Raw genomic sequence first — 19,033 nt, forward strand, 5'->3', positions numbered from 1 at the left:
CGCCCCACATGGGACGATCACCATTGTCATCCATCACGTCTCCCCCTTAGTCAAACTCTGGTGACGCAAGCATCAAGTCAATTTCCTCGTCAGTACTGGTCGATCCAATACGCCTGTCCATCTATAACATACGCCCATCCGGCCACACAATCTCTCGCTGCTCCCCATGACGAACTTTTTTCTTTCCACTCCTCCCATCGCGCCAAAGACCACGGACAGAGTAGCACTTCCCTCGCTTGTACTGGCGACCAACATACCGGTGTTTCCCCATCGCCAAACTTTTTAAAGTTTTATTCTGCACATACATTCCATTTACTCCCTTTGTTCTATGGACGGAGTTTTCTGTTTTTTGTAAGATGAAGACTGTTGAAAAATATTGAAGAGGTGGAAGGATGAAACGGATCGTCGGAATGTTGGTCCTCATGTTATCGCTTATGATCAGCACCGGGTGTTCCGGCCTCCTGTCCGCCGGTTCCCCTCAGGAAGCGGTGCAGAAAAAGAAACCCGCCGGGCCGGAAGAGTTCAAAGCAGCGACAACCGTGGAGGGGATGCTGAGAGAGGGGCCGGGGAAATACGCGGGCAACAAATACGACAAAGCAAAGGTACAGGCGGAACTGGACAAGTTTCCGAAAGGTCTCTCCGCCCGTGAGGTATATAACCGCTTGATCTATTACCTGGCGGAGGATTACAAGCCCATCCTGAAAAAGGTGGAGGAGTTCAACCCGGCGGTGCCCACCGACGCCAAAATGCCGGCGTCCGACATCAACAAGGATGTCAAGGTGCAGAACATGAATGTGGAAATCCTGCTGGACTCCAGCGGAAGCATGGCGGAAAAGACGGACGGGGCACAGCGGATGGAACTGGCCAAACAGGCCATTCGCGATTTCGTCTCCTCCCTGCCGAAAGGGGCGCGGGTCTCCCTTCGGGTATACGGGCACAAGGGGACCAACAGTCCAAAGGACAAGGCGCTCTCCTGCAAGAGCAGTGAACTGGCCTACCCGTTGTCGGAATATGATGCAGGCAAATTCAACCGGGCATTGGACAGCTTCAAGCCGGGCGGATGGACGCCTTTGGCCGCTTCCATCCAAGCCGCTCAAATGGATCTGGAAAAAGAAGCGGGGAAAGACACGCAAAATATCGTCTATGTCGTCAGTGACGGCGTGGAAACCTGCGGCGGCGATCCGGTGAAGGCCGCCCAGTCGTTGTATCAATCCGACATCCAGGCGGTGGTCAACATCATCGGATTCGACGTGGATGACGCGGGGCAGCAAGCCCTGCAAAAAGTGGCGGAAGCAGGCGGCGGGACCTACCGAACCGTTCGTACCAAAGAGGATCTGAAAGCGGAACTGGAACGGCGGTACAAGGAGCTGCGGCAGGAGTGGGAAATCTACGAAAGCCAAGTGAGATGGGACATGCTCTTTAACAGGATCGACAAGCAGGATGAGGCTGACCGGATCATCGGATTGCCCGACGGACTGTTTCGAAATACTTGGCGTAAAGAAGATGAACATCTACGTGCCGCCCGGGATTACCTGGAGGAAAAAGGGATTATCGACTCATCACACCTCAGTTGAGGTCGGCAAACTGATCCAAGACCGGAAATCGAAGCTGGAACATTACCGCTCCGAGGAACGGAAGCGTCTGTTCAAGGAAATTGATGCCTTCCAAAAACGGATGGAAGATATGGCGAAACGTCGGAGGCAACAGGCGGAAGAGAAAATCAATCAAAATCTGGGCAAACATTGACGAAGACACCAAAACCGGAGACCAAAACCGCTGGCCTCCGGTTTTTAGTACATTTTTCGGGTTCATCCCCGATCTCTTCTCCTTCCACCAACTGGGCCGCGTTTATTTCCTGCGTCTGATTGGAAAAGGAACTCGGACAGAGGATAAGATGCCCATCCCATGTTACTTGGAAAATGCCCACGTGTTGATGGAACAGATCAGAAGCCTTTGTTTCGCCTTCCAATTTGGAACTCCGTCGGTATGAACTTTTTTGCCTTATTTCCATCGATTAGACCAAATTCAATACACCCAATCCCTTCTCCCCCACAGTACGTAAGTCATACTGCATGAGAAGAGCAAACAAGCCGCCAGCAACGCCAAAACCGATGATGTCCCCAAGCCACCCATCAGCTTGAACACCGACTCCCCGGTCTTCAGAAAAAATACCATCTGACGGGAAACGTACACAGCACCGACCAAAAATGCAATCAATCCGAAGAAAGCAACAATCGTATTGGGGAGAACGGAGCTCAGCAATCCGCCGACCCCCAGCAACGCCAGAAAAATAAGGGCATGCCAGCCGTAAAACAGCAGGACAAATCCGTACCCTTCCGCCTCCGGCCGGTTGAAAAACGGTACGGTTTCCACATGGGGAAACAACGCCGCTCCCGCCAACAATCCATACAGAAGAATCATGGCCAGCATCGCTCCGATCACTGCCGCCTGACTGACCCACTTGGCCGTCAACAACTGCCAACGTGCATATGGACGAATCAGGACCAACCGATAGGCGCCGGATGTATATTCTCCATTGAAACTGTCTGCCACCATCATCGGGATCAGGATCAAGGAAAGAACAAATGAAATCTCTTTCAACAGGAACACGGAAAAATTGACGGAATTGAGCCGGGTTGTATGCAGCGGATCATAAAATCCGATCCCGCCGCGCTGCAACCAAAACGTCATGAATACCAGCAACAATCCCAGAATCCCGAACGATACCGCCGTTTTCTTCCTGCTCCAAATGCGTTCCAACTCGGAAACCACCAAATCCTTCACCAATCCATCCCCCCTAAAAAAATCGGTCTTGGCGGGTGAAGATCCCATAAGCCATCACAGTGAAAAACACGCCGTAAACGGCCATTATGGCGAAATTCCATCCGACGAAATCCGGTTTTTCCGCCAACATGCGGGCGATCCCCTGATATTGAATGTGGGTCAGGGAAAGGAAAAACCACTTGGGCGAAAGAGGAGGGTTCAACCCCCTCGTAAACACAAACAACACATAGGGATAAGCGATGGAGATCATCAGAAAGCCGACAGACAATCCCATGGCCGTAGTAGTCGTGCTGCTGATGACGGCGAAAAACATCATCACTGCCGAGATGACGACCAGGGTCGCAAAGGCGATCAGATAATACCGGATATGATAGGAAAAGGCTTGCCCGCTGGAAGCCCATCCCGCATGCAGAAAGAGGCGGGTCCGGCCAGTGAAAGGGAACATCCAGGCACCGATCAGATAACTCTCCAGAAAATAAGCCACCTGAAACAGCCCCACCGTCCCCATCACAGCCAACCATTTAGCAAAAAAGATTTGACGAAAAGAACAGGCACGCAATATGATCAATCGAAGCTGTCCGGTCCCGTACTCTTCGGTGATCGAAAAGACCAGCAACATCAACACAACCACGTTAAAAAAGGTGATCAACTGCTCTGCCAGAGCCATGGTCGGAAAATTGTCCATCACGGTGAACTCGGGGCTGGAGGGAGAAAGATGCGCATTCTTCCCCAAGTAATACTTTCCTGTCACCCACAATACCAACGGAATCGAAAAGAAAAGGATCCAAGTGATCCGTCTGCTCCATAACCGTTCCCACTCACTGATCCACAACCGAATCATGATGACACCAACTCGATAAAAATGTCTTCCAATTTCTTTTGTTTCTTTTCGATTCCCGATACCTGCACATTGTGTTGCATCAGCAACCGGTTGATCTCACCCACTTCTTCTTCTCCGGCTTGTACTTCCAATTTGGTGGACGACAGCTTTTTCACTGTCACTTTCCCGGCCAAAACTGCCAATGCCCGATCCACTTGTCGTACCGTGAATACCCACACATCGTTTCTGGACAATCCCTCCATTCTTCCCTGCCAAATCAAGCGCCCCTTTTGAATGACCACCAACCGATTGCACATCTGTTCCAACTCATCCAGCAGGTGACTTGATATAAAAAACGTCAACCCTTGTTGATCACGCAGTCGGATGATGAGTTCACGCAATTCCCTCATTCCCATGGGATCCAGTCCGTTGGCCGGTTCATCCAAGATGACGACCTTCGGTTTCCCCAACAGCGCTTGTGCGATTCCCAACCGCTGTTTCATACCCAGTGAGTAGGTCTTCACTTTCTGATCGGCCGCTTCCGTCAGCCCGACTGTCTGCAACACTTCCTCCACCCGGCGCTTTCGTTCCCCTGCCGGAAGGTTGGGATGTAAACGGGCCAGATTGAGCAAATTTTTTCTTCCCGTCATGTAAGGGAAAAAAATCGGTGATTCCACGATGGCGCCTAGCTCCAGCAACGCTTTTCGCCGATGTTGGCGAACATCGATCCCATTCACCCGCAATTCTCCAGCTGTCGGTGAGATCAGTCCTGTCAACAAGCGGATCATCGTTGTTTTTCCCGCGCCGTTCGGACCCAGAAGGCCGCAGATATCGCCTTGGTACACCTCGAAGGAAACGTGGTCGATCAGTTTCCTGCCCCGGACGATTTTGGATACGTTGCAAGCTTCCAGCATTTTTACGGACACCCCCGGCCACCTCCCGTTTTTTGTTCCACGCCCATTGTATCTGTAGCCCAGCAGGTCTTCCCATCGATTTGTCTTACAACGGGACCGGTGGGAGTGACATTTTTGTAAGGATCAAAATCAACAAACACCCCAGCGATAAGAGACGTTGGGGTGTTCCGATCACTGTATGTAACTGATGTAACTGGTGAACCCCGCTCAAGGGAAAGCCCTCACAGCTGTTTTTCCGTGATGAAACCGTTCCAATTGTGGGTATGATAACGATAAATCCTTGTTTCAGGAGGGATAAAATGCCTAAATTAATCGTCCTGATGGGCCTTCCCGGCTCAGGGAAAAGTACTTATGCCAATCGATTCGATCACTGTGTGGTATTGTCCAGTGATGCGATCAGAAAGGAGTTATTCAATGATGTACAGTATCAGGGAAATAATGCGTTAGTGTTTGATACCCTTTACGGAAGAGCAAAAGAATATTTGGAACACGGTTATGATGTTGTCATTGACTCCACCCATCTTGAAGCGCATAGGAGACTTCAAGTGATCGATATGTTTCGTGAATATGAAAAAGAAATCCATGTCATCCATACGCCCGTTGACGAGTGCAAAAGACGAAATCGAGAACGTGAAAGAATCGTCCCGGAAAATGTGATTGACCAAATGGCGAAGAAAATGGAATATCCCACTTACGAGGAAGGATGGTCGAAAATTGTGAATGTGAATCCTGTACACAGCGTTGCTGTAGAACCGCAGGATGGGGTAACGACACACCCCTGAACCTGGACGTTGTCCGAAGCGGAAACGGACTGCGGACGCCAATGACCCAGGAATCCCACGTCTTCAGCCGTGTGGATCGTCAACGGATCTACCCCAAGAAAAACCGATTCGCATTTCAACACAGGCGTCGTAATCTATTCGGCAACGTCTGTAACCGATGATTTTTCCTCGACATCATATTGATAATCCTTTAGTTGCGGATGAAGGAAAACGATGAAAAACGTAACCCCGTACAAAACTGCGGCGAGAATATATATGGATTGAATATCCATTCGATCCGCTGCCCACCCCATGATCAGATAAGTCATTCCCCACCAGGGAGTCAAAATGGCATTCCTTGCCGCCATTACATTTGCTCGTTCCCTGGGAGTGATGACGTCTTGGAGGACCGTCTCTTGGCAGATCTCTCTGGCTTGATAGATCGGCCCCATCAAAATACACAAGACCAAAGCCAAAATCGCATTGGTATTGATGGCAAACAAAAAGGTTAACAGGGCCATGGATAGTGCACTGAAACCAATCATCAAACCCATCCGTTTCTCCAAATGCCTGGTCATCATCATGACCATGAAACTCCCCGCCATTCCCCCAATCCAATAGGCAGCGTTGATAAATCCCCACCATTCGCTTCCCTTTTTCAAAATCTCATAAGTAAAAGCCAATATGAAGGCACTGCTCCATATCACATTCGCCAATGCTTCGATCATGTCCATCAATGTTAAATTTCGGATCACCCCAACTTTTATCATTATTTGCCAAGCAGGTTCCGGCTTGCCGGATTTTTCCCCTTTGTATGAATGATCCAGTCGAATCAGGCGGACGCATACCCCCGACAGAAAGAAAGATATGGAAATCATGAGAATAACAGAGTAAAACGGAAGAAGCGCAGCAATAATCCCACCCAATCCCCATCCCGCAATTAAAAACAGCTGATGGATCACATTGAGCGTTCCAGCTGCTTTCATATATTCCTTTTTCGATACGACCAATGGGAGTAAAGCGAAACGAGCCGGTTGATACCACGCACCGATGGCCGCAACGAAAAACAGCGGGATCAATACCAATAAGGGGCGAATGTCAGACAGTAAAATCCCCAGAATGATTGTGAAGCCCGCCTGAACCCATCCGATCCCATGCAGCAGATGAACCAACGAATATCGATGAATGTGATACGATCCAAGGACTCCGCCAACAAAGGACCCAAAAGCCATCACAGCCAATACCAAAGACGAACCAAATACGGAGTCCGTGTGTTGGTACACTTTTACCATCACGATCACTTGGAGCAGGACGACCGCGAGAGATTGGAGCGTCTGGGATAACCAAAGCTTCACAAAGTGAGGCTGTCGAAATAAATCCCGCAGCGTGATGTTCATGTTTCAGGCTCCTTTCCGGTGATCAAATCAACACCACACCTCTTTGCGATCACATGATAGGTGCAAGATATCGTGGGATCAACTCGACACGTCAGTCACTGTGGTTTGGAAATCTCCGTTGGAAAGGTTGGTGGCGATTGCTGCGGATGGTTGGGGAGACGGTACGGATGATCTTGGAGGGATGCCGTTTGTTGTTTGTGAGTAACAAATTCTCCGTAGGAATTGATCGTGTTCATTTTGTGGACAACACCGACAAGAAGGACGAAAGACTAAGAACCCAAGCATTTTCTCATGACTTTTCCCCTTTTTATGTATTTTTAATTTATAATGTTGATTATATTTAGTAAATAACTCGAAATCAACAGCGAAATCATCACAAATCCGACAATTGAACGTCTCACTTTCTCAAAAGATCGCCAGCAAAATCGGTACCCAAACGAGTGATTCCATACTGATCACATCATCGTGTGCTTTAACGTGTTATCAAGAGCGAGCGGGAAAACCCAGCCCTGGGATGAAAGCGATCGTCGGACCCGGAAGGGTTTCCGCTCTCACAAGTTCGACAGTTCTCCCTTCTGATCCATACCGGTAGCAATCCTGTATAATACAAGATAAGACCATACAAAGAGTTGATCATGGTGATGGGAAACTAGAAATTCAGGCTGAAACCAACGAAAGAGCAAATCAAGAAGATGAAATGGACACTGGGCATGTGCCGCGAGGTTTACCATTTCATGGCGGAACAACGAAAGTTCGCCTGCAAAAGACGCGGTATGACGTTGAACGATCACAAGGAAGCAGAACTCCCCAAACTCAAGCAGGAGATCCCGGAGTTCAAACAGATCCATTCTCAGGTTCTTCAAGACGCAGACAAACGATGGGACAAAGCACTTCAAGCGTTTTTCGGTAGCCAATGTGGGGAACGGACGTGGGACGAACGTTCCCCAAATCGAATGCAGAAATGAGGGAGGAAAGATGAAAGCAATCGTTCTCAGAGAATTTGGCGGTCCGGAACAACTGCGATTCGAGGTGGTGCCGGACCCGACGCCCGGTCGGGGAGAGGTGGTCGTCCGTCTGAAAGCCGCGGCCCTCAACCGAAGGGATTATTTCATCACCATCAACCAGTATCCCGGGATTCGACTCCCGGCAATCCCCGGTTCCGATGGTGCGGGGATCGTGGCCGCCGTCGGTGAAGGAGTGGACAACGTCGCCGTCGGCAGTGAAGTGGTGATCAATCCCACCTTGAACTGGGGGGACAACCCGCGGGTTCAGGGACCGGATTTTCACATTTTGGGCGTTCCCACTGACGGAACCTATGCGCAGCTGGTGAAAGTTCCAGCGGAGAACGTCTATCCGAAACCGGAATACCTCACTTGGGAAGAGGCCGCGGCTCTTCCGCTGGCAGCGCTTACTGCTTACCGGGCGCTCATCACCCGCGGGCGGCTTCAGCCGGGCGAGACGGTTTTTATTCCGGGAATCGGCGGCGGTGTCGCCACCTTTCTGCTCCAAATCGCTGTAGCCGCCGGAGCTCGGGTGTTTGTCTCCTCACGTAGCGACGAAAAAATCGAACGAGCACTTCAGCTGGGAGCATCCGGCGGGGTGAATGTCAACTCGGAGAAGTGGGTGAAGGAACTGCAAGAGCGGATGGAGGGACAGGCCGATCTTTGCGTGGACAGCGTCGGCGGGGACACCTTTTCCCAGCTCATCCGGATTGCCAAGCCGGGCGGACGCATCGTCACCTTCGGAGCGACCCGCGGACCGGTCCCCAACCTGGTCATGCCGCTCATCTTCCTGAAGCAACTGGATATCCTCGGCAGCACCATGGGGAATGCCGAGGAGTTCGAACAAATGCTGTCCTTCTTCAAAAAGCACGAAATCCGGCCGGTGATCGATCGTTCGTACCCATTGGAGCAGGTGAGCGAAGCAGTGAAGCGGATGCAAGCGGGAGATCAGTTCGGGAAAATCCTGCTGGAAATTCCCGAGTAATCGTTCCAACGGTTGATTTCGAGTTTGGATCGCCCCCTTTTCGGGGGCCTTTTATATCCAATCTTTTTCCGGCAATGATCCTGATTTCCAACCAAAAACGGCTCTGAATCCTGATCACGGTCGATGGAAATCCCCGCAGAGCCCGGAACGCGCGTCTCTGGCCCTCTTCTTTGTAAGAGATGTGCCGTTTTTAAACGCTGTTTTCACTTGATCCACTTTACGGAAAAAGAGAGCTCCTAATCTTTCCATCCCCTCCCTCTTATGGACAAAAACGATGTCCTTTCGTATAATGAAGCCCGAACCAATCGAATATTCAAGGGGAGCTGGATAATGGCCGGCTGAGAAAGTGTACCGATACACTGACCCTAAGAACCTGATCCGGGTAATTCCGGCGTAGGGAAATGATGAATATCGTTCTCTTTCTGTGCATATCAGCGCCTCCGGATCAGGGAGGCGCTTACTTTATGGATCGATTTCTTTTTGAAAGGTGGAATCCATCAATGAAACGGATCGGATGGCTCGTGAGCTTGGCTCTCTTGCTGGTCGTGGCCTTCGCCTGCAGTGCGCCGGGGGCCGGTTCATCGGACAAAGGGTTGAAAAAAGTGACGCTCGTCCTGGATTGGACCCCCAACACCAATCATACCGGCCTTTATGTGGCGAAAGCAAAAGGTTACTTTCAACGCGAAGGGCTGGATGTGGATATGATTCAGCCGGGACAGAGCGGCGCTGAACAGATGGTTGCTTCCGGACGCGCCCAGTTTGGCGTCAGCTACCAAGAAAATGTCACCCAAGCACGTACCCAAGGCATTCCCATCATCTCGATTGCGGCGGTCATCCAGCATAACACTTCGGGATTCGCTTCACCCGCAGACAAAAACATCAAGCGCCCCAAGGATTTTGAGGGCAAAACCTATGGCGGTTGGGGTTCTCCGGTTGAAAAACAAATGATCACGTCGCTGATGAAAGGGGATCATGCCGATCCCAACAAGGTAAAAATCATCAACACGGGAAATGCGGATTTCTTCTCGATCGTCAAACGTAATGTGGATTTTGCATGGATTTATTATGGTTGGACGGGAATTGAAGCCGAACTTCGCGGCATGAAGCTGAACGTTATTTATCTGACCGATTACTCCAAAGATCTGGATTACTATACTCCGGTGTTGATCACCAGTGAAAAAGAGATCAAGCAGGACCCGCAAACAGTCAAAGCGTTTATGCGCGCCGTGAGCAAAGGATATCAGTATGCCATTGCCCACCCGGACGATGCTGCTTCCATTCTTTCCAAAGCGGTTCCGGACCTCGATCCGAAGCTGGTAAAGGAAAGCCAAAAATGGCTGAGTCCGCGTTATCAAGCGGATGCGCCGGTTTGGGGCCATCAAAAACAAGAAGTGTGGGCCAGATACGCCAACTGGATGAAGGAGCACCATCTGCTCGAAGGCAACTTTGACCCGAGTAAAGCGTTTACCAATCAGTTCTTGCCCCAAGGAGGAAAATGAGATGGCCAGTACACTCTTGAGCATTCAAATCCTCCCGCATACGCCGGGCGGGGAGAGTGTGATCCCCTACGTCGACCGGGCCATAGAAATCATTCAAAACGCCGGGGTGCCTTACCGGGTCGGCCCGCTTGAAACAACCATGGAAGGCGAACTGCCCGAGCTACTGGCCATCGTGGCCAAAATGAATGAAGAAATGGTGAAAATGGGCTGTCGCAGCATCCTTTCGCACGTGAAAATCTATCATCATGTGGATGGTATCACCATGAAAGAGTTGACGCAAAAATATGATGAAACGGTTTAACCACGGACCATCCATCCTGTTTTTTGCCGTCCTCCTGCTTCTGTGGGAGGCGGCTGTTCGTCTGTGGTCCATTGATCCTTGGATGTTGCCGGCCCCTTCATTGATTTTGAAGACCCTTGCCCATGAGTGGACTCGCATACCGGAAAACTTGATCGCGACCGCATGGATCGCCATCTGCGGCTTGCTCTCGGGTCTGGCCATCGGTTTGGTATCTGCCGTCGTGTTGCACTTGTCCGCTCTATTGAAAAAAATGATCTACCCACTGCTCGTCTTGTCGCAAAACATCCCGTTGATCGCCTTGGCCCCCTTGCTCATCCTATGGCTCGGTTTTGGGATGGAACCGAAAGTGATTGTCGTGGCTCTGGTCTGCTTCTTTCCGATCACCGTATCCACCCTGGACGGTTTTCAGCAAACGGACCGAACATTGATCATGTATATGGAAATGGCGGGAGCTTCGCGCCTGCAACGTTTTTTTAAACTGGAATGGCCGTCAGCGCTTCCCTCCTTTTTTTCCGGATGCAAACTTGCGGCCACCTACAGCGTGATGGGTGCTGTGATTGCGGAATGGCTGGGAGCAAAAGACGGGTTGGGCGTGATGATGCAACTGGCCTCTTCCTCCTTCCGCACGGATCGGGTCTTTGTGGCCATCTTGTTGGTCGCGGGCTTGAGCTTGCTCCTGTTTGCCGCAATCTCCCTCATTGAAGCATGGACATTGCGTTGGCAAATCAGGAAGGGAGGAGATGGCCGTGAAGCTTGAGGTGAAAGACCTGGCTTTTGCCTATGACCGACAATTGATCATAGAAAATCTTTCGCTCCGGGTCAATCAAGGGGAATTCGTCTCTTTGATCGGCCCTTCCGGGAGTGGGAAAAGCACGCTTTTTTATCTCATCGGCGGGATATACAAGCCGAAACGGGGAGAAATTTTGCTCGACGGCAAACCCATCCACGGGAAAAAAGGGCATATCGCTTACATGCCCCAACAACCCTCCCTGTTTCCCTGGCGCACGATTGAACAAAATGTCCGATTGGCCCAAGAGCTGAATGGTCACGTTGATCCTTCGCATGTGCAGCGTTTGTTAAAAAAGGCGGGGCTTGACCATGTGGCCAAACGTTATCCGCATGAGCTGAGCGGCGGCATGCAACAGCGCGCCGCGTTTATCCGTGCCCTGGCCAGCAAACAGGAGCTATTATGCCTGGATGAACCGTTCGGCGCGCTTGACGCTCTTACCCGCACCCATATGCAGCAATGGCTGTTAACCGTTTTGGAAACGGAACGGCGAACGATTCTTTTCATCACCCACAGCATTGAAGAAGCGCTCCTTCTGTCTGACCGCATTTATGTCCTAAGCCGGCAGCCGATGCGGGTGCTTCGGGAGATCTCCGTGCCATATTCCCGCGGTGACCGCTTCTCCTTGCGTGGGACAGCCGATTGGATGGCGCTGCACCGGGAAATTGAAAGCCTCCTCTTGCCAAAGTAAAAAGTATGGGATATTTCTTGTTTGAGGCTGTCAAAGGGATACCAAGCCGCGCCCGTTTTCATCTAAGCTGTCTGAAAGCCCACGTGGGATGAAAGACAGCTTGCCCGTTATCCCCTACACGGGGATTTCAGGGCAAACAAGAAATGTTAGAATATTCATCGAGCTGTGCTCATCCTGCTGGTAGTAGGATTTAGTACGTCATGGTAGGAGGTTCTGGTGGCGTAGACTCCCACCAGGTAAAACCATGAGAGTGAGTAAAGGAGAACCAGCGTACCGGTAATACCACGGGCACGCCCAGGCGGGTACATGCAGCGTTGTTGCAGAACTGCTTGGGACGGGGTGATGCACACCCCTGAACTTGGGCGTTGTCCAAAGCGGAAACGGACTGCGGACGCTAACGACCCAAGAATCCCACGTCTTCAGACGTGTGGAGTGTCAATTCTTCACGATCTTTCTGATATCGGCATAGTAAAGGTGGTAAGTTTTCTTTATGCCACCCCGGCGGTACTTTTTCGCTCCCGACTCATAGTTGACATACAATTGATTTCCCACTTGGACAATTTCCTCGGCCATCGAGTACATCTTCAACGATTTCACTTTGTTCGTTGTACCGAGTCCCTTATAGACATCCAAGGTACTGTTTTTCTTTCGGCCAAAGGATCGGCTGTAGAGGATATAACCACGGTTGTTTACATCTTTTCCGTAGAACTCTACACCTTGCACATTGGATGGCGTTTGATAGGAGACATATTTTGAAGACATATTCTCTTTGGAATCCAAGTTATGGCAATACAAGCTACCTGCTTTCTTGTCTTCGAATTTCCCGATACACAGTTGTTTCACTGGGTTTGTCCGGTTTCCCTCGTACTTGAAATGATACGTGACATAAGAAACACCATGTTTCAGATTATATATTTTTTTGGGATAAATGGGTTGATCATCTTTTTTGTTGACCAGTTGATTCAAAGGATACTGCAGCAGATAATTCTTGCCACCAGTGGTGGAAGCAACCCAAAGATAATGAGGAGTTACTGTGATTCCACCCACGTGCCCCGTATGTTTGTTGCCTTTTTTCTCATACAAATAAACGTTTTTCACAAATTTCCCGGTTTTTCTGTCCACGACGGATATCGTGCTGGGATGACCCTGTGAGCCTTTCCCCTCATCCCAGTAATTGGATATTAAAATCCAATTCTTGGATTTCAAGTAGCCAAGTCCTTGTGGAACCCATCCATATTTTTTAACTCCGGGAATGGTCGGTCCCACTTTAAACAACTTTGACTGTTTGGGCCTGTCCTCTGGCGGCGTTGGACTTGGGCCTGGTGATGGCCTGGGAGTTGGACTCGCTTCGGTAGACAAAGGTGTTCCCGCAAGGCTCACGGTACACATCAAAACCACTGCGATCGACCATTTCTTCAATTTCATGAATAAACCTCCATGTGGATGAAATGCATCTCTCAAGTAAATGCCTTTCTCCTTCAGTTAATTTCAGGCCATCTCCTTAACACCCAAAAAATTCCTTTACTCGCACCATATCACTTATTTATACATATTTCAATCATATCCGATAATTTTTATCAGGATAAATCCATGCAGCAATTGAATAAACATCAGGCATCAGGACCGAAACCCATTCACAAAGTCTGTCGTCAGCCAGACAAGCCGGTTCTACCGGACACACCGGCAGACGCTTCCCAATCGGCAAACAGGTGGGCGGCTAACCGCCCCGCCCCCCAACCGGCGGGGATCATCCACAATACCCACCAACCGCTTGAACGAAACAATGCCAACCGCTACGGACAGCGGGAGGAACCCAAGCAGATGCAAAAAGGAGAAGGCGATGACCAATCCGCTTTTCGGGATGCTCCCCTCTGGAAACCACACGTGAAAAAGCACATGGGAACACCACCCACGCCAGAAGGAGCGCACCCAGAACCCCAGCAACAAGGAAAACATCAGCCATAGCCCCCATCGCAACCAAAACGGCGAAGCGACGATCGCCGCTGTGCACACGCCCACCAATTGGCCGTATTGGATCAGCTGTTGGCCGTTGCGAAGAAAGGATTTGATGATTGCTTCCGCAAGGACATGAGCGGCTGTCCGCTGCCGAAATATCCTGCCGGAACGCGGGAACAGCCACGGCTTTTTTTTGACCCAATAGGAAGGTCGGTTCAACGTGCCCGACTTGCCTAAAATAAACGAAACCCACTTCATCCGCTGAGTTTGTTCATACCCGATATCCTGAAGCCAGGTTCCCCGCTGCCGGATGCGCATACGCACCAAAAACATCCAGCATCCAAACAGCATCACGGCCACTGTGAACCATACGGCCGGATTGTCACCCCCGCCATATCCGACTGCGACAAATCCGATCCCTGCCGCCAGGAAGAACAACACCGTCCATACCCGTTTCAGGAAAGGGCGTTCCATCACGGCCAATCTCCTTTTGACGAGGGTCACACACGCTTTGGCTTGCCAGATCCACATCCACCAAGCGGCAACTGCCGGAAAGGAAAGATCCATCTTATACCGGAGCAGCGGCCACAACAGCACTGCGATCCACAAACTTTCCAACGCTTGCTTCATCCATGCAAAAAGAAGGCCGGTGCGAAGAAAACGCCTCATCCACTCCGACCGTTGCAGCAAAAACAACTGATCAGCCGGTTCGACGTACAATCGCAACGACCCCAGCCAAACCAACAGGAAAGCCATACCCACCAGGAATACAGGCGACAAGGGGCGCAGCCAGACCGGTTCTTCTTTCCACCAGGAGAGGTAACGATCGATGAGGATCGCCAAACCGGGGACGATCAGGTACAACGCCACCGTCCAATCAATGACGGTTCGCCATACCTGGTACTGAAACCGGCAGTCCGACCACCATCTTCGGAAAAACCATTTTTGCGGAGACATCGGTTGCACCTCCTGGAGTGTCAAAACCACCCGCTCTTCAATCAACCTTTCTTGGTTCCGGGAAGCTTGCTCTCGGTAGATGGCAGGAAGACGTATCCCAGGCTGACGTAAAGAAATCGAAGCAATCCATCAACGAAGCTTTCTCACGCCCCATCCTTGACCGTAGCTCCGCCAACGTGCCACGTGCCACACATCGCCCTCCTGAAAGCAGAAGAAACGAATCACAGATCTTTTCCGCCGTATCCAACACATGCGTCGACAACAGCACGGCTGCCCCGCGCTTGCGCTCTTCCATCAACAATTGCAGCAGCTCCCTGGTCGCCCGCGGGTCCAAACCGATAAAAGGCTCATCCACGATATAGAGATCGGGTTGCAACAGAAATCCCACGATCAGCATCACCTTTTGCTGCATCCCTTTGGAAAAGCTCCGTGGAAGATGATGCTTCTCGTTCGTCAATTGAAACCGTTCCAACAACGTTTCGGCTTGCCTTTCAAATTCCTGACGCGGTATCTCACAGGCGGAAGCCGCCAGTTCAAGATGTTCCCACACCGTCAGATCATCGTACAGAACGGGATGCTCCGGTACATAGCTGTACCGTTGGCGGGGACCTGTCAGGCTCACCCGACCATCCACGTTTTTCAACAAGCCCAAAATCGCTTTGATGGTGGTACTTTTTCCTGCGCCATTGGGACCGATCAATCCCATCATCTCACCGCTTTTCAGGGAAAACGAAATATCGCGGACCACTGCTTGCGCCTGCCCATAGCCGGCTCGCCGAAGATCGACCTGCAACACTTCCATATCGACACGTCCCTGACCTTTCCATTCCATATCCTTCTACTCCGTTTCCGTCGGACTGGTGTTTGTTTGATCAATGATTCCGGATACGATTCACCACGCCCAACGATCGTTTCGCTGGAAAAGGACACGCCGCTGCCTGCCAATGCGTACCCACTACACGCCCTGATCGCCTTGAACGCGCCGTCTTTTGCCTGAAACGTCATCCCTCTCCCTCAACGGATTTGTCAACGGCCAGCGCCGTGGCGTCAGATTGATCCGTCCGCCTTTTGGACAGATACCGATCCACCAAGACCGTAACGAACGCTCCGACCAACAATCCCACACAGATCCACATCGTCCACCGAAATCCCAAGAGGTCAATCTTTCCCGCTCCGCCTGCCTCCACCCGTGAACCGAACACACCCGCTGCGAATGCCCCCGTAATAAACTGAATCATTTGAAAGAGTCCCATATAGTTGCCCGTTTGTCGCCTCGAAACACTCAGCAGCGCGATTTTGTTCTGCGCGGGCATGGTGAGGGTATGACCGATACCGATGATCAAGTAGATCAAGAGAAATATCCATATGGAACCGATACCGAAAGCCGACCACAACAACAGGCCGATCCCGAAAAGGCTCATCCCCATACCGCCCCCCATCGCCAACAACGGATACCGGTCCGCCGCCCTGCCAGCCAGATTGGCCAAAAGCATTCCGATCGCCGACTCGACCAAGATCACCCATCCGATTCGATCCGTCGGCCAATGATGAACATCCCGCAGATAACCGGGACCGTAGAGGGAGACGGTGTTGATCACCATAAAAATCAGAAAGACACGTATACAGGCGTTCAGAAAACGGGCATTCCGATAAAACCCTCCGGGCAACAGAGGCGTGTGACGTGCCTCTCCGTAGCAAAATCCGCCAAGGGCCAAAAGTGCCGTGACCAGCATGACGATGTTGTCCGACTCCAACAAAAACATCTGCAAAAAGATGATCCCCGCCAACAATGACAAACTGCTGATCCAAGGGATGGACGCATCTTCGGACGGGTTTTCACGCGCATGATGGGCGGGAATGCGTATCCAACCGAGCGTCAGGCTGATCAGCGCGCAAAAGGCCAGAACGAGAAAGAGCGCGTGCCATTCGTAGAATTTGAGAATCAATCCCCCCGTAGCGGGTCCCACGATGGTGGCCAATGACAGTGTGGCAGAAAACCAGCCGAATGCCCACCCCACCCGCTCGTCGGGAAAATGGTGCCGGATCAGTGTCACGATCGCCGGGACGATCATCGCATCGGCAACAGCCTGTGTTGATTGGAAAAACAAAAAGCCGTACCAACGGGTCATCACGCTGCACATCAAACAGGACAAAACAAACAGGGACAACCCCGTCAAATACATCGGTCGGGCACCGATGCGATCCGTGATTTTGCCGAAAAACGGAAGCCCGACCGCAAAAAAAGTAAAGAACAGGATGTTTCTGTACTGAAGTGTCTCATAACTGATCGAAAAGAATTGGACGAGATCGGGAAACGCAATGGCGAGCATGGAGGTGCTCATCACGCTGGCAAACACACCCGAAGCAATGCAAAAGATCAACCATCGCTGTTGTACCCATGTCACGATGATCACCTCCGGTTATAAAATTGTAGGGTACGCTGATTTTTCTCTTTCAATGATCAAGAACCGATAAGGGGGACAGATCCATAAGTCTGTACTGATAATGTCGGCCTTCATCCTGTTGTTTCCTTCCTCATCGTACTATGATCATCATGATGGATCAATAAAAATTTGCAATATCGTAATGCACCGCTTTTCATCTTTCCGATTCCTTCTCAATTTGTATAATGAATGCAAGAATAGATTTGGGAGGAGGTTATTGATGAAGAAGCTCTCATTTCTCAGTGTTCTGTTGATTATCGTTTTTCTCGCATCCGCCTGTACGGGTGCAGCAGATCAGCCCGAGAAAGCCGCACCTAAAAAGCCGATCGTGAAAACAGCGGCCACGACGGCAGAAGGTATGGCCACAGAAGGACCGGGGAAGTATGCGGGAGACAAATATGACGAAACGAAGGTACAACAAGAGTTGAAGAAATGGCCAAAAAATCTGACTGCCGATCAAGTGTATACGCGCTTGGTGTGGCTATTGGCGGAGGATTACAAACCCATCATCAAAGAAGCGAAAGCGTACAAACCTTCATTTGCCTTAAGTAAACTGGGAAATTTCGATCCGAACCGGCAACAGGGCGACGGTAAGAATGAAAAGAAAGTGAAAAAGAAAAATATCGTCATCCTGATCGATTCCAGCGGCAGTATGGCTGGTAAAGTGAATGGAAACACCAAGATGGAAGAGGCAAAACAAGCGGTGAAAGAGTTTGCCAAATCACTTGAAGGAGACGTGCGCATCTCCATTCGCGCTTACGGGCACAAAGGCAGCAACCAACCAAAAGATAAAGCGATTTCCTGTGCCAGTACGGAAGAGCTGTATCCATTGTCTACATATCAAGAAGACAAGTTTACGAAAGTCGTCAACTCATTGAAACCGTCCGGTTGGACTCCGCTTGCAGCGGCGATCAGAGGAGCGGGGCAAGATTTACAAGCGGCTCATCCCGATGAGGAAAACGTCGTGTATGTGGTGAGTGACGGTATTGAATCCTGTGGCGGCGATCCGGTGAAAGAAGCGAAAGCGTTGCATCAATCCAAAGTGAAAGCCGTCATCAACATTATCGGGTTTGATTTGGATGACAAAAGCCAGAAGGCATTGGAGCAAGTAGCCAAAGCGGGAGGCGGAGAATTCACCAATGCCAGCTCCGGCGAAGAATTGCGGGACGGGTTTGACATCTGGACATATATCGGCCGTGTGAATGAATTGAATTGGTGGAGCATTGATAACATCAATCGCCTCTTCTGGGAACGGCAACGAGCTTATGAATATATCTGGGATCTGCTGGGAAGCGCCGTTGACCCCGGAAAGATCGGGAGCTTGAGCGACACGGAATATGAACACATGACAGCCGCAGTCCAGTTCTTGGTCGATCAAAAAATCATCCCGGAAACCATGGGCGGATATGATGGAGCTGTAACAAAAAAACTGGACAAACGTCGGGAAAAGTTAAAAGAATATCAAGCCAAGCTTCAAGATCAAAAAATGAAAGAAATTGATGATGCCTATAACCGTATCATGAACTTGCTGGATAAAATCAAAGAGCGGGAAAACGCCAAAGCGGAAACCTATATGCCGTGAAAAGGCAAAAATCCTGTAAGCCTGCATATATTCGCGGCTTACAGGATTTTTTCATGATAATAGCAGCTTGTTTCCATTGGTGATGTTTTGGCCCCGATGCGGAGATAGGCGCTGGCACAATGGTGTGTCTGGTATACCCTCTGGAAATGACAGA

At 50.6% G+C, this 19,033-nt stretch carries 17 protein-coding genes, 1 pseudogene and 1 riboswitch; of the genes and pseudogenes, 9 read left to right on the forward strand and 9 right to left on the reverse strand.

Annotated elements, in window-relative coordinates; genetic code table 11:
- The first annotated feature begins 392 nt into the window (after positions 1-392).
- Positions 393-1,574 (forward strand): vWA domain-containing protein, encoded by a 1,182-nt coding sequence (locus JQC72_RS00275; RefSeq protein ID WP_205492120.1) that lies wholly within the window; start codon positions 393-395, stop codon positions 1,572-1,574.
- On the opposite strand, the gene JQC72_RS00280 is transcribed toward JQC72_RS00275, so the two are convergent.
- The 4 genes and pseudogenes from JQC72_RS00280 to JQC72_RS00295 form a co-directional block, all read right to left on the reverse strand.
- Positions 1,567-1,812, reverse strand: a complete 246-nt coding sequence (locus tag JQC72_RS00280; protein WP_205492121.1) for a hypothetical protein — start codon at positions 1,810-1,812, stop codon at positions 1,567-1,569. The genes JQC72_RS00275 and JQC72_RS00280 overlap by 8 nt on opposite strands.
- Before the next feature lie 213 nt (positions 1,813-2,025).
- Positions 2,026-2,784 (reverse strand): ABC transporter permease, encoded by a 759-nt coding sequence (locus JQC72_RS00285; RefSeq protein ID WP_205492122.1) that lies wholly within the window; start codon positions 2,782-2,784, stop codon positions 2,026-2,028.
- A 13-nt stretch (positions 2,785-2,797) separates the two neighbouring features.
- Entirely contained in the window at positions 2,798-3,625 is an 828-nt protein-coding gene (locus JQC72_RS00290) for a DUF2705 family protein (RefSeq protein WP_205492123.1), read from the reverse strand.
- A 230-nt stretch (positions 3,626-3,855) separates the two neighbouring features.
- Positions 3,856-4,518 (reverse strand): annotated as a pseudogene (locus JQC72_RS00295) (ABC transporter ATP-binding protein); the annotation flags it as partial.
- Positions 4,519-4,781: 263 nt separating this feature from the next.
- Between JQC72_RS00295 and JQC72_RS00300 the strand changes: the two are divergent.
- Positions 4,782-5,300 carry an AAA family ATPase gene (locus JQC72_RS00300; protein WP_302104347.1) on the forward strand — a complete coding sequence of 173 codons (519 nt, stop codon included), beginning with the start codon at positions 4,782-4,784 and terminating at the stop codon, positions 5,298-5,300.
- Positions 5,301-5,434: 134 nt separating this feature from the next.
- Here the strand turns inward: JQC72_RS00300 and JQC72_RS00305 are convergent, their stop codons facing one another.
- A complete protein-coding gene (locus JQC72_RS00305; RefSeq protein WP_205492125.1) occupies positions 5,435-6,676 on the reverse strand; it encodes an MFS transporter in 1,242 nt (413 codons plus the stop codon).
- A gap of 662 nt (positions 6,677-7,338) precedes the next feature.
- Here JQC72_RS00305 and JQC72_RS00310 point away from each other — a divergent pair.
- The 6 genes from JQC72_RS00310 (at position 7,339) to JQC72_RS00335 (ending at position 11,940) form a co-directional block, all read left to right on the forward strand.
- Positions 7,339-7,641, forward strand: a complete 303-nt coding sequence (locus JQC72_RS00310; RefSeq protein WP_302104368.1) for a helix-turn-helix domain-containing protein — start codon at positions 7,339-7,341, stop codon at positions 7,639-7,641.
- A 10-nt stretch (positions 7,642-7,651) separates the two neighbouring features.
- Positions 7,652-8,662: a zinc-binding dehydrogenase gene (locus tag JQC72_RS00315; RefSeq protein ID WP_205492127.1), complete on the forward strand. Its 1,011-nt coding sequence runs from the start codon at positions 7,652-7,654 to the stop codon at positions 8,660-8,662.
- 308 nt (positions 8,663-8,970) lie between these two features.
- Positions 8,971-9,079: riboswitch (TPP riboswitch) on the forward strand.
- Positions 9,080-9,162: 83 nt separating this feature from the next.
- Complete coding sequence (locus tag JQC72_RS00320; RefSeq protein WP_205492128.1) at positions 9,163-10,161, forward strand: ABC transporter substrate-binding protein; 999 nt, start codon at positions 9,163-9,165, stop codon at positions 10,159-10,161.
- 1 nt (position 10,162) lies between these two features.
- The gene (locus tag JQC72_RS00325) at positions 10,163-10,462 is read left to right on the forward strand and encodes a thiamine-binding protein (protein WP_205492129.1); all 300 of its coding nucleotides are present in this window, start codon (positions 10,163-10,165) and stop codon (positions 10,460-10,462) included.
- Complete coding sequence (locus tag JQC72_RS00330) at positions 10,446-11,219, forward strand: ABC transporter permease (protein WP_205492130.1); 774 nt, start codon at positions 10,446-10,448, stop codon at positions 11,217-11,219. Before JQC72_RS00325 ends, JQC72_RS00330 begins: the two co-directional genes overlap by 17 nt.
- On the forward strand, positions 11,203-11,940 hold the full coding sequence (locus JQC72_RS00335; RefSeq protein ID WP_205492131.1) for an ABC transporter ATP-binding protein: 738 nt from the start codon (positions 11,203-11,205) through the stop codon (positions 11,938-11,940). Before JQC72_RS00330 ends, JQC72_RS00335 begins: the two co-directional genes overlap by 17 nt.
- Positions 11,941-12,375: 435 nt before the next feature.
- On the opposite strand, the gene JQC72_RS00340 is transcribed toward JQC72_RS00335, so the two are convergent.
- The 4 genes from JQC72_RS00340 to JQC72_RS00355 all read right to left on the reverse strand — a co-directional run bounded on the left by JQC72_RS00340 (position 12,376) and on the right by JQC72_RS00355 (position 17,258).
- A complete protein-coding gene (locus JQC72_RS00340; protein ID WP_205492132.1) occupies positions 12,376-13,365 on the reverse strand; it encodes a hypothetical protein in 990 nt (329 codons plus the stop codon).
- A gap of 243 nt (positions 13,366-13,608) precedes the next feature.
- Complete coding sequence (locus JQC72_RS00345) at positions 13,609-14,853, reverse strand: ABC transporter permease (RefSeq protein ID WP_205492133.1); 1,245 nt, start codon at positions 14,851-14,853, stop codon at positions 13,609-13,611.
- 37 nt (positions 14,854-14,890) lie between these two features.
- Positions 14,891-15,655: an ABC transporter ATP-binding protein gene (locus tag JQC72_RS00350; protein ID WP_205492233.1), complete on the reverse strand. Its 765-nt coding sequence runs from the start codon at positions 15,653-15,655 to the stop codon at positions 14,891-14,893.
- 199 nt (positions 15,656-15,854) lie between these two features.
- Entirely contained in the window at positions 15,855-17,258 is a 1,404-nt protein-coding gene (locus tag JQC72_RS00355) for an MFS transporter (protein WP_205492134.1), read from the reverse strand.
- A 259-nt stretch (positions 17,259-17,517) separates the two neighbouring features.
- Here JQC72_RS00355 and JQC72_RS00360 point away from each other — a divergent pair, with 259 nt between their 5' ends.
- On the forward strand, positions 17,518-18,879 hold the full coding sequence (locus JQC72_RS00360) for a vWA domain-containing protein (RefSeq protein WP_205492135.1): 1,362 nt from the start codon (positions 17,518-17,520) through the stop codon (positions 18,877-18,879).
- Positions 18,880-19,033 lie beyond the last annotated feature (154 nt).

Source organism: Polycladomyces zharkentensis (genome assembly GCF_016938855.1).
GTDB classification, from domain to species: Bacteria; Bacillota; Bacilli; order Thermoactinomycetales; family JIR-001; genus Polycladomyces; species Polycladomyces zharkentensis.

Coding starts and splice junctions, on each gene's coding strand:
- JQC72_RS00275 (WP_205492120.1), top strand. CDS start 393: ATGAAACGGATCGTCGGAATGTTGGTCCTCATGTTATCGCTTATGATC.
- JQC72_RS00280 (WP_205492121.1), bottom strand. CDS start 1,812: ATGAACCCGAAAAATGTACTAAAAACCGGAGGCCAGCGGTTTTGGTCT.
- JQC72_RS00290 (WP_205492123.1), bottom strand. CDS start 3,625: ATGATTCGGTTGTGGATCAGTGAGTGGGAACGGTTATGGAGCAGACGG.
- JQC72_RS00300 (WP_302104347.1), top strand. CDS start 4,782: ATGATAACGATAAATCCTTGTTTCAGGAGGGATAAAATGCCTAAATTA.
- JQC72_RS00305 (WP_205492125.1), bottom strand. CDS start 6,676: ATGAACATCACGCTGCGGGATTTATTTCGACAGCCTCACTTTGTGAAG.
- JQC72_RS00315 (WP_205492127.1), top strand. CDS start 7,652: ATGAAAGCAATCGTTCTCAGAGAATTTGGCGGTCCGGAACAACTGCGA.
- JQC72_RS00320 (WP_205492128.1), top strand. CDS start 9,163: ATGAAACGGATCGGATGGCTCGTGAGCTTGGCTCTCTTGCTGGTCGTG.
- JQC72_RS00325 (WP_205492129.1), top strand. CDS start 10,163: ATGGCCAGTACACTCTTGAGCATTCAAATCCTCCCGCATACGCCGGGC.
- JQC72_RS00330 (WP_205492130.1), top strand. CDS start 10,446: ATGATGAAACGGTTTAACCACGGACCATCCATCCTGTTTTTTGCCGTC.
- JQC72_RS00335 (WP_205492131.1), top strand. CDS start 11,203: ATGGCCGTGAAGCTTGAGGTGAAAGACCTGGCTTTTGCCTATGACCGA.
- JQC72_RS00340 (WP_205492132.1), bottom strand. CDS start 13,365: ATGAAATTGAAGAAATGGTCGATCGCAGTGGTTTTGATGTGTACCGTG.
- JQC72_RS00345 (WP_205492133.1), bottom strand. CDS start 14,853: ATGTCTCCGCAAAAATGGTTTTTCCGAAGATGGTGGTCGGACTGCCGG.
- JQC72_RS00350 (WP_205492233.1), bottom strand. CDS start 15,655: ATGGAAGTGTTGCAGGTCGATCTTCGGCGAGCCGGCTATGGGCAGGCG.
- JQC72_RS00360 (WP_205492135.1), top strand. CDS start 17,518: ATGAAGAAGCTCTCATTTCTCAGTGTTCTGTTGATTATCGTTTTTCTC.